Source organism: Pseudovibrio sp. Ad26, from assembly GCF_001623285.1.
Classification (GTDB): Bacteria; Pseudomonadota; Alphaproteobacteria; order Rhizobiales; family Stappiaceae; genus Pseudovibrio; species Pseudovibrio ascidiaceicola.
Window position 1 is genome coordinate 298,016 of the sequence record NZ_LMCE01000050.1, and the last position, 10,791, is coordinate 308,806.

8 protein-coding genes are annotated in these 10,791 nt (G+C 50.5%); 2 read left to right on the forward strand and 6 right to left on the reverse strand.

Going from position 1 to position 10,791, the window contains the following annotated elements; all coding sequences use genetic code 11:
* Positions 1-112 precede the first annotated feature (112 nt).
* A complete protein-coding gene (locus tag PsAD26_RS12455) occupies positions 113-1,066 on the forward strand; it encodes a N(4)-(beta-N-acetylglucosaminyl)-L-asparaginase (protein ID WP_063310680.1) in 954 nt (317 codons plus the stop codon).
* Complete coding sequence (locus PsAD26_RS12460; protein ID WP_063310681.1) at positions 1,063-1,779, forward strand: copper homeostasis protein CutC; 717 nt, start codon at positions 1,063-1,065, stop codon at positions 1,777-1,779. The genes PsAD26_RS12455 and PsAD26_RS12460 overlap by 4 nt, the downstream gene beginning before the upstream one ends.
* Positions 1,780-1,853: 74 nt before the next feature.
* Here the strand turns inward: PsAD26_RS12460 and PsAD26_RS12465 are convergent, their stop codons facing one another.
* From PsAD26_RS12465 to PsAD26_RS12495, 6 genes are all read right to left on the reverse strand, one after another.
* The gene (locus tag PsAD26_RS12465) at positions 1,854-2,975 is read right to left on the reverse strand and encodes a polysaccharide biosynthesis/export family protein (protein ID WP_208985655.1); all 1,122 of its coding nucleotides are present in this window, start codon (positions 2,973-2,975) and stop codon (positions 1,854-1,856) included.
* A gap of 263 nt (positions 2,976-3,238) precedes the next feature.
* Entirely contained in the window at positions 3,239-3,619 is a 381-nt protein-coding gene (locus PsAD26_RS12470; protein ID WP_063310683.1) for a RidA family protein, read from the reverse strand.
* A 13-nt stretch (positions 3,620-3,632) separates the two neighbouring features.
* Positions 3,633-4,487 carry a pyridoxal kinase PdxY gene (gene pdxY / locus PsAD26_RS12475; protein ID WP_063299953.1) on the reverse strand — a complete coding sequence of 285 codons (855 nt, stop codon included), beginning with the start codon at positions 4,485-4,487 and terminating at the stop codon, positions 3,633-3,635.
* Between the two features lie 72 nt (positions 4,488-4,559).
* A complete protein-coding gene (gene mtr, locus PsAD26_RS12480) occupies positions 4,560-5,837 on the reverse strand; it encodes a tryptophan permease (RefSeq protein WP_063310684.1) in 1,278 nt (425 codons plus the stop codon).
* 82 nt (positions 5,838-5,919) lie between these two features.
* On the reverse strand, positions 5,920-7,320 hold the full coding sequence (locus PsAD26_RS12485; protein ID WP_063310685.1) for a tryptophanase: 1,401 nt from the start codon (positions 7,318-7,320) through the stop codon (positions 5,920-5,922).
* Positions 7,321-8,566: 1,246 nt separating this feature from the next.
* A complete protein-coding gene (locus PsAD26_RS12495) occupies positions 8,567-10,684 on the reverse strand; it encodes a helicase-related protein (protein ID WP_208985656.1) in 2,118 nt (705 codons plus the stop codon).
* Between the last annotated feature and the right edge of the window lie 107 nt (positions 10,685-10,791).

Sequence of the window (10,791 nt, forward strand, 5' to 3'; positions counted from 1 at the left end):
AATTGGCCCCTATGAGTTTTGCCAGTAGAAGCCTGATTGGTAGCATTGACAAGACCGGGACGGCACCGAAGAGTTGCTGTGTTTTATTTTCTGATAAGTTTTGAGCTGCGCAATGATTGTTCTTGGTAATTCTGAAAGCTGGCCCGGCATTGGCACCAGTGCTGATCACCTGCAAAACGGGGCACATGGGCTGGATGCTCTGGTGCCCGGCCTGTCTCTTGTGGAGGCTGAAACCAAAGTACGCAGTGTAGGCTATGGCGGTTGGCCAAACCTGTTGGGTAACATGGAATTCGATGCCAGCGTGATGGACGGCACTACGCGAGATTACGGCGCGGTTGCAGGCGTGCCGATGACGCTGGAGGTCACCCGCCTAGCAAAAGCGGTGCTCGATAACCTGCCGCACACAATGCTGGTGGGTGAAGGGGCCCGCCGTTACGCAGATGAGCTTGGGTTTGCCAAGGACCCTGCCTTACTGGAGCACAGCAAGAAGGTATGGTGGCGTAAACTGGAAAAGGTGATGAGCGAGGAGCAAAAGGCTGCCTTTCCCAACACGGATCTGGCGCCGCTCACCAAAGCGATCACTGATCCCGAAAAGGTGCGGGACACAACCGTATTCCTTTGTAAAGACAGCCAAAACAACATCTGCACTGCGACCTCAACCTCAGGCTGGGCCTGGAAATACCCCGGACGGGTAGGTGACTCGCCAATCCCCGGTGCGGGTTTTTTTGCGGACAGCCGCTATGGAGCCGCTGCGTGCACGCACACAGGTGAAATGACCATGCGCTGCGGCACCGCCCGCACCATTGTGCTGGCCATGAAATTGGGCATCTCACTGGATGATGCATTGCGACTGGCGATCTCAGAACTGCAAGAGCTTGAGAGTGGTTACATCGGCGGTGTTGTGATCCATGCCATTGATGCAGCGGGCAATCACCGTGTGGTCAATGTGGGATGTGAGGAGGAGATCGTCTATTGGGTCTGGACGCCCGCGCTCGATCAACCTGAAAAGCGCAAGGCTATTCCGGCAGAAGATCTTATGGCGGGTCAGGTGGAGGTTCAGTCATGAAGCTGGAAGTTTGTGTCGACACCATCGCTGGATTGAATGCTGCTGTTGCAGGCGGTGCTGACCGGATTGAGCTGTGCTCCTGCCTTGCCATGGGTGGCCTGACGCCGTCCGTTGGCCTAATGGAACTGGCGGCCAAAGCGCCCATCCCGGTCTACGCCATGATCCGCCCGCGAGGGGGTAACTTCATCTTCTCCCCGCAAGAGGTGGACCAGATGAAGCGAGAAATTGCTGCTGCCCGTAATACCAATTTGGCCGGTGTTGTTCTGGGCGCAAACCAACATAGCAACGCACTCGATACTAACCTACTGAAAAACTTAATAGATCACGCCGATGGCCTTGGTGTCACGCTCCACCGCGTCATTGACCTTGCCCCAGATCTGATCGAGGCCACCCATATCGCCGTTGATCTCGGTTTCGAACGCATCCTCAGTTCCGGCAGCGCTTACAAAGCTATTGATGGAATTGAGAAGCTAGCCGCCATGCACAAAGCCGCAGCAGGCAGGCTCTCCGTGATGCCGGGGTCAGGTGTTAACACTCAGACAGCGCCCAGTATCCTGCAAGCTGCTGATTTCACTGAGATTCATGCCAGCTGCGGCAGAACTTATCCGCAAGACCAGCACTTGCTGGATTTTGGTTTTGAAAGCGCTGGAGAGAAACACACTGACGAGAAATTGGTTAGGTCACTCAAAGAAGTAATTCAGGGAAATGCTTAAAACAACTAACACCGCAAGCCATTTCACCAAAAATTACTTATCTTCATTCCCCAGCAACAAGCAAACTAAGTAAATTAAGGCACTCCCGCAAGTGCAACGCCAGACCGCAGCGTCCCCGTTACAGGAGAGATAAGGATACTGATGAACTTGTTGACTTCAGAAACGGAAGAGTTCGCCACATAGATCACATCTTTGTCTTTGATTTCAAACGCTTGCGTCAGGAACATGCCGCTTGGCTCTTTCAAGTTCAGGCGGTAAACAACAGGCACAGTACCAAACTCTTCATGTTGCTCATGAGGAGGAAGCAATGGCATCATCTTTTGCCGGTCCTCAAACCGGAACAGGAAAACCCCCGTCGCATCCGCAGTCCCATCGTGCAAACCACCAGACATTCCAATGGCTTCCGAAAGGTTCACCCGCGAAGAGGGGAAGTCATGTTTGCGCCGGGCAACGACCGCACCAAACACGGTGAAGGATTTTGGCTGGTGCGTAATGGTGACAATGTCCTTCGGCCGAAGCCAGATATTGTTGGCAGGCTGCTCAGAAATATCATCCAGACTAAACCGGAACCTCTTGTCATCCCTCACAACAGTCACAAACGACTCATAGTCCGGATTGCGCGTTCCCCCAGCTTCCGAGATTGCTTCAACCAGACTCAGGCCATCTTCATGCACACGGAACTGACCGGGACGCATCACATCACCAATGACGATGACCTTGTGCGATCCATTTGCCTGAAGGTTTACAACGACTTGCGGGTCAACGGCCTTGCCTTCTAATCCGCCGAGAATCTGCTCGCGGACCTCAGAAATACTCTTGTTCTCGACCGTCAGCTCCCCAACATAAGGCACATAGATTTTGCCTTTGTCATCAACCACGAGGCCAAGCTCAGTCCGTTTCTGACCTTGTGTTGAGAACAGGCCGTTTGGAATAGACTCCCAAATCCCGACTGAGAGTTGGTCTCCAACACCCACACGGACTGTGCTTCTCTTGCCTTTACCGACGCGAAATTCTTTTGGAGGTAAGTTGCTGGCATAATTGGATAAATGCTGAACTGTCGGAACATCAACATCCAACATAACATAGCTCAGCGACTGCGCATTACGTTGAGAAGTCGCATTCTCTACCTGATAAGCGCTTGGGCCATGTCCTGGAATTTCCGAGCACCCAACCACTGCAAGCAGCAGCGCAGGCACAACGAGCAACTCCAACCAGCGAGATATGTGCAAACATGTTTTCACATGCGAACACTGACCTATTCGCAGGCCTTAGAGTAGCCGTTGTATTTGGCCATTGCCTGTTTAACGCACTCTATTTTTGGGGATTTTTCGTGCGTTTATCAGCGGCTCCGATCGGAGGCGATCTTCCTAAAGCGCTGCAGACAAACGTCTTTGTAGCTATACGTATTGAGGGCAATGCTCGTGTTGGACCACGAGCATTGCAGGGGAAATCCTACCCGTTATGGGCAGGCAATCATTTCAATCTCAACAAGAGCATCTTTTGGAAGGCGTGCAACTTCCACGCAAGAGCGCGCTGGGAACGGAGCGTTGTTGTCTTCAAAGAACTTGCCATAAACTTCGTTCACACGACCGAAGTCATTGAGGTCTTTCACAAAAACCGTTGTCTTCTTAATGTTCTTTGCTGCAAGGCCGGCCTCTTCAACAATCGCCAGACCGTTCTTCAAAGACTGAAGGGTCTGCTCAGCAACATCTGCAGGCATCTCACCGGTTTCTGGATTAATCGGCAACTGGCCGGACGTGATGATCATCTGACCAAGGTTCACACCCTGAACATATGGGCCAATTGCTGCAGGTGCTTTGGAGGTATCGATAGCTGTCATTGTTTTTCCAGTTTTATAGGCTTGTTAGTTCGAACTGTTCTTTTGGTGTGACGAATTCCTGTTGCGCCGCAATAGTTTGCAGCTCCCATTCGTCTTTTTCCTGCGTGGTTTTAAGCACGCCATACACCGCATTATTACAGTGCTGGAACGCTTCTACTTCAGAAAGTCCATTCAGATAACCAGCGGCAAATACAGATGTGATTAGATCTCCGACGCCAACCGGTTGGCGCTCAAACGGAAGGTGCGGCCGCTGTGCCAGGTAGCTGCCTTGCTCGCTCGCAAACATCATAGTGAAAGCATCATCAGAAACGCTGTGCAAGTGCTTGGCGAGAACCATTTTAGGCCCAATTTCCATTGCCTTAGCGCATGCTTGTTTGGCTTGTTCCAGCGTTTCAATTGGCTCACCAATGAACTGTGAGAGCTCAAACTGGTTGGGCACAATTACATCTGCAATCGGCATCACCTTGCTCACCAGCAACTCGGCAACGCCTTCGCTGACGATGCAGCCTTTATCAGGCGCACCCATGACTGGATCACAGAAATAGAGACAGTCCGGATTGTGACGCCGGACTTCGTTCACGATGTCGACAATGACGTCGCAATGAGAAGGTCCACCAAGATACCCTGTTACAATGCCTTTGATCTGAGAGAGGACGTTCAGTTTTGCCAATCCCTCAAAGATTTCAGAGATTTGCTTGGCATCATGGGCCTGTCCGGTCCAACCTTGCGGATGCTGGGTGTGATTTGAAAACTGGACAGTGTTCATAGCCCAGACTTCATGCCCCATACGTTGCATTGGAAATACAGCACAGCCGTTGCCAGCATGGCCGTATGTCACGTGGGATTGGATGGAGAGTATGCCTTTCATTTCAAATACCTCTTTTCGGAACTGAGGCTCACAACCGCGAGCCTCAGCAGAGCGTCATGCCATTCTCGGCGCTTATGGATATACTGGAAGTGCGTTGAACATCCCCAGGATGTGACTGACTGCGACCAAAATGCCGAAGCCAAAGACCAGCCAGACAAGAGCCTCACCGCCCCAAACGCGGAACTGAGGATTGCCGAATTTCTTACGGCTGACCCGCACCATCAGAGCAGGGACGATCGCAGTCCAGACTGTTGCTGCAAGACCAGCGTAGCCAATCGCGATGATGAAACCATCCGGAAAGAATATTCCACCAATCAGCGGAGGAACGAAGGTTACTGCAGCTGTTTTCGCACGACCTGCAGGGCTGTCATCAAACTTCAGGAAGTCCGCCAAAAAGTCGAACAAACCAAGCGCGACGCCAAGGAAGGAGCTGGCCACAGCCATGTTACCGAATGCGGACAACATGTTGGACGCAGAAGTATTTTCTACTGCACGACCAAGAGCTTCCACCAATACGCCGATGTTACCGCCCTGCTCGATGATTGGGCCAAAATCAGCTCGTGAGATGTTGCCCAATGTGGCGAACAGCCAGACAATGTAAAGTACCAGTGCAAGGAAAGTGCCTGTACCAAGGCAGAGCAAAATCTTCTTTGGCTCCTTGCCATAGTACTTCATCAGGCTTGGTACATTATGGTGATACCCAAAGGATGCCAGACAAAACGGCATTGCAGCGAACAGATACGGGAAGTAACTCCACATTCCCATAGCACTGTCGCTATCAAAGAAAACTGCAGCCTTCATGTTGAAGGTGTAACCGGTCACAGACATGAAGAACGTGATGATCATACCGCCAAGCAGAATGGTTGTGATGCGATCAACCGCTTTAGTAGACCACCAGACGAATAAGGCCAGGCCCAATGCAAAGATCAGTCCGGCAAGCATCTGCGGTGGTGCAACGCCTAGAGTTGCATCGAGCGTATGCACTACGATCGATCCGCCACCGGAGATGTATGCATAGCAAAGAATGTAGCCAACAAACGCAACAGCGATGTTGTTGATGGTGTTCCACCCTGTCCCAAGGGTGTCTTTCACCATAGTATCGAAGCTGGACCCAACCGGATAATTCAGGTTTGTTTCCAATATCATAAGACCGGAATGCAGCATACAGAACCAGGTAAAGGCCAGCGCCAGAATGGCCCATATGCTCCACATACCAGCACTAACGGTTGGAACGGAAAACATACCAGCGCCGACTGCAGTACCGGCGATGATCATAGCCCCGCCTAGGAAGGATGGACTGACTGTTGCAGTGGATTTTCCCAAACCACCGACTTGTGTGCCCTCAGACATTTACTTCTCTCCCGTGAAGTAGTTTTGTTATATCCGTGAGGAAAGAAGGGAGGCACAGAGCAGCGCCTCCCAAGTTGCCAAATTATTTGATTGGCTTCAAACGTGCAGTGAAGTGACGAAGCACAGGTGGCTCGTATTCAAAGTCGAAGCCTTTGATGTCCTTCGCGTTTTTCGCAACGTCTATCAAAGCATCCGCGATGTAATCCATGTGGTCATTGGTGTACACACGGCGCGGGATTGTAAGGCGCATGAGTTCCAGTGGGGACTCTTTTTGCAGGCCGGTGGCTGGATCGCGGCCAAGTAAGAATGAGCCAATTTCAACTGGGCGTACACCGGATTCCAGATAGAGCGCGTTACACAAAGCCTGCGCCGGGAACTGGTCTCCCGGGATGTGCGGAACGATCTTCTTCGCGTCTACGAACACCGCATGACCACCGGTTGGGTACTGAATTGGCACGCCGCCTTCAACGAGACGATCGCCTAAATACTTAACCTGGCCAATACGATAGTGCAGGAAGCTCTCGTCCGCACCTTCATGCATACCCCGTGCCAGCGCTTCCATGTCGCGACCGGCTAATCCCCCGTATGTTACGAAGCCTTCCATTGGGACGCAGAGGGTCTGGACGGCCTGGAACAGCTCTTTCTTCTCCCGGATTGCGCACATGCCGCCGATGTTGACCAGCGGGTCTTTCTTGGCGGACATGGTGAGCATATCGCCGTAGGAGTACATTTCGCGGATGATGTCGGTGATGGACTTATCCGCGTAGCCTTCCTCGCGCTGCTTGATGAAATACGCGTTTTCGCAGTAGCGGGCGGAGTCGATCACAACCGGGATGTCGTATTTCTGGCCGATCTCGTAAACAGCCCGCATGTTGGCCATGGAAACTGGCTGACCGCCGGAGCTGTTACAGGTCACTGTGGTGATGATCGCGGTGATATTCTTCGCACCATTTTCCTTGATCGACGCTTCCAGCTTCTCAAGATCGAAGTCACCCTTCCAGTCGTAGTAAGTGGTTGTGTCATAAGCCCGTTCGTCCACCACGTTGACGACTTCACCACCGTTCAGCTCTACGTGCGCGGCTGTGGTGTCGAAGTGATAGTTGGAGATGAACACGTGCTTGTCTGCATCACGCACTTCCTTGGCGCGGCGGATCAGCGCCGGGAACAGGATTTGCTCTGCACCACGCCCCTGGTGGGTTGGCACCATATATTCATAACGGAAGAAGTGATGGACAGCTTCTTTGAGGTTGTAGAAGTTGCGGGATCCGGCATAGGCTTCATCGCCCATCATCATGCCCGCCCACTGGTAGTCAGACATGGCGCCTGTGCCAGAGTCTGTCAGCAGATCGATGTAAACGTCATCACTTGCGAGCAGGAATGGGTTGTAACCTGCTTCAGCCAATGCCTTTTCGCGGTCTGCGAAAGTGGTCATCTTGATTGGCTCAACCATTTTGATGCGGAACGGCTCAGGGATACGTTTCATTGTTCTAGTCCTTACGTCATGTTTTTACTGCGCATTCTTTATCCAAATACTGGCTCCCACCTTTGGGAACACGCAGCGGCGCACGAGTTGGGTCGCTCTCCAACCATTTGGCGCGAAAGTTTTCAAGCACCTGAAATTACAGGCGTCTATCTTGGAATTTGTGTTTTGCGGCAGCAGTCACCAGATTTGAAAGTAAGACGCAGCTCACCCGTTCACTGTCAGAGACGATGTGAGTAGTTTTGCCCGACAAAGCGCAAGGGTAGATGTAGTTTTCCCGTTGCTCCAAGTAGATTGGGCGTCTAACATTCAACTTTATAAAAGGACTGATGGGCCTGTAGGCTTATACGCACACATTTGGGAAGTCATAGGCAAGACGAACATCTTGCGTAAACCATGCCAAACTTTTTTTATTGCGATACTGAAGAACCAGTACTGACCGGCTCATGGCCTATTCCTCATCTTTACTGCATATCATGCGATAGCAAAGGCATATGAAACCACATTCACCCATGTGTCAAGCAGCTATTCTACCCCTGTGCTACGGGGTTGCCCCTAGTACAAGTATAAAGGTCAGTATAGACTTCATGAGGCATTAACAGGCGCTGTAATATTCGACGTCACACAGTAAATAATTTTGTAAATTCTTATATTCCCCTTCAAAGCAAGATTTTTTGCGGGGCTTTAAGGCAAAACCGCCTGAAGACGCCCAAGAGTGAAGCGCATAAATCAATAGCAGATACACGGGCACCGCCACGAACTCTTGATATCTCAGAGATTTCTTTCCTGTTAAATTTCACAGAGGGCAATTATTCCAAGTTATTTGCAGTGGAACCTCTCTTTGCGACACTTTTTGGCGGACACCACGTTATCCCCGTAAGAAAATTGCGCGGTCTCGCACTTATCCTCCCAACCGCGTTTTTCTGCCCTGCACAGAGGCAGTTGATAACTTTTCCGCGCACCGGGCATAAACCTCTCCCAGCGCCCAAAACCAGAACGCCACCTCCATGAAGCCCGCTCAGCAATCAGCCTCACATAGCAACGCGTTCGTTTGCGTTCTTTCGTGTTTCTCTGCGTTTTTTAAGGATTTCGTTGTGCGGTGCGGGATGAAACTGCAAACTCAAAAGTCCTGCGTGAGCAGCAACCTGAAACTCATGCGATCAACCTCACGTAAACCGTCAAGCCCTAGAGCCAACCTACATTCAGAGAGCCGAGATAAACTTGTCACTAAAGACGAGCATGGCAAGCACTACTCCCACACACTCAAACGATCTGTCTTTTTCTGAAAGGCTGAAGCAAAGGACTGCGTTCGTGCTTGCAAGAGCGATAAGCGTCCTTCAGGGCTACGTGTGTAGATAAGTTGTGAGGGCCCGATATATCGCTCCCAGCGCTTAGCAAAGAACTCGGCATTCTTCTTTTTTTGACCAATAGAATTTGGGATTGGGTGATAATCCACGCGAGATATGCCGCCAAGTCTGGAAGAGCACACAAGCAAATATCGCGGATTTTCAGAGGGGCCTAAGACTTCTCCCATTGCCTCCAGAAAGAGACGCCTCTCCGCAGGTGTTGCCCCATCCAACCGACAATAAACGACGCCCATTTTGTCTTGCGTGGACTGAATGCGGAGGTTTTGAGAGTTTGTTTTTATATGCTCCATGAATTGAAGGGTTTCTAAAACGCTCCACCCTACTTGCGTGATAGATTTCTCTAAAGAACTGTTTCGAAGATATAGTCGAAAAATCTTGAAAGCCTTTGGTGCGATCATCACCGCAGCCACACCTGCACCGACCAGAATCCAAACCGCCAATGTCTCAACATCACGAACACCAGACAATACCTGCGCAATGGCAAGAGCGGCGGTTATCAGACCTGTCACAATTAAGTATTGGATGGTTTCAAAAAATACGAAACCTTGGGGCGCGTAGTTTGAACCAACGTTTTCACGCATTTCCGGTTTCGGGCTGGAGCCATGCAATCCCTTGCTCCATGTGTGAAGCAGAGCCTCCCTCATTTCAGCCCGCGCCAACATACTTTGATTAAGGCTTTCTACGCCAGCACCCGTCCATTTAGTGCCAGCAAGAGCAAGCCGCTTGGAGCCGTTTTCTATTGTGAAGGGCACATCATAAGAAACACCTTCAAACGCAAGAAACCGCCTTTGCAGCATCCTCACATCATCTCCAACATCCTGTTGAATGTCATCGAACGGATCAAAAATCTCTCGCCTCGATGTCTCTTTCGTAAAAACTGATTTCAGTTTTTCATCTAATCGCTCAATATCAACTGATGCAAGATGCCAGATATTGGCTGTTTTATTGGGTTTACTCGGATCAATACGAATAGCCCTGCCACGCATCTGATTGGAAAGCATGTAAGAGCCAACATAACTGGCTAGAATGAGGGTGTTTACTGAAGGCGCATCCCAACCTTCTCCAAGCAATGCCTGCGTTCCAACCAAGGCAGTAATTCCGCCAGCATTGAACACCTCAGTTATCAAGTGAACGATGCTTTGCTTTTGCTCTCCCTTGATATGAACGCGGACGAAATTCTTATCATGAGCTAGGTCAGAAAGCCGAATATGGCTATTATCAATGTGATTATCTCTCACCACCTGGTCAAAGATGCCTAGAGCATCTTTGGGAAGAATAATCAGAGATCCGGTCAGCACACCAAGTTTGACACCAGCAATGCTTTCACGGCGGAGATGCTCAAAAATTGGGGCCACACCGATTTTATTAAGCGGGCCTATTTCATCCGCACAAGAAGGCAATTCCGCCTCTCGAATATAGTCTGCAAGAACCACCATGCGCAGATCATCACCAAGTTGCTTGGCTTCCATTCGAGTGATCGTAGCAATGCTCTTCAACTTACCAGTGCTACTGGCTAGTATTTTTTTAATTTCCTTGGTGTCTTCGAGGTTTATTCTGCGGCGCTCAATAGCTCCTATTCGCTTAAGTTCGCGGCGAACAGCAACCAGAGTGTCATCAAACTCGGAAAAGTCATCAACGTGGGAGTAGAGAACCCCACTCAGCAATACTTCAAGCCACTTGGGATCAACTCCCGGAACTTCAGCCGACCTGACGCCTAAAATGGTTAGAGCGTAATCAGGCGGAACGAAGCCAAGCGAGTTGAGAAAAATAATTATCGAGGAAAAGAACTGCGGATCATCAAGAATGTCTTTAACGTGTCGCTGCGTGTCACGAACCCAAGGATGAGCAGAAAGGGCATCCAAAAAGCGCTTATTCTCCGAAAGCTCCTTAAGAAATTCTGAGACGTTCGTTTTGAATTCCCAAAGTTTCTGGTGTTCATTTTTTGTCGGAAGAGAAAAGTGAATATAATCTTGGTGCGGGCATAAATCACCGCGTTGCACCAACTCAGGCACCGAAATCTCAGCATCTATTGGGCCGCACAACTCCTCGTACTTCTGCCACTCTTTAAAGTCGACATCATACGGAGGAGAAGCGGTCAATGCGACGG

Bases quoted from the DNA above. Each gene is read 5' to 3' on its own strand.
- PsAD26_RS12455 (WP_063310680.1), top strand. From the start codon at position 113: ATGATTGTTCTTGGTAATTCTGAAAGCTGGCCCGGCATTGGCACCAGT.
- PsAD26_RS12460 (WP_063310681.1), top strand. From the start codon at position 1,063: ATGAAGCTGGAAGTTTGTGTCGACACCATCGCTGGATTGAATGCTGCT.
- PsAD26_RS12470 (WP_063310683.1), bottom strand. From the start codon at position 3,619: ATGACAGCTATCGATACCTCCAAAGCACCTGCAGCAATTGGCCCATAT.
- pdxY (WP_063299953.1), bottom strand. From the start codon at position 4,487: ATGAAAGGCATACTCTCCATCCAATCCCACGTGACATACGGCCATGCT.
- mtr (WP_063310684.1), bottom strand. From the start codon at position 5,837: ATGTCTGAGGGCACACAAGTCGGTGGTTTGGGAAAATCCACTGCAACA.
- PsAD26_RS12485 (WP_063310685.1), bottom strand. From the start codon at position 7,320: ATGAAACGTATCCCTGAGCCGTTCCGCATCAAAATGGTTGAGCCAATC.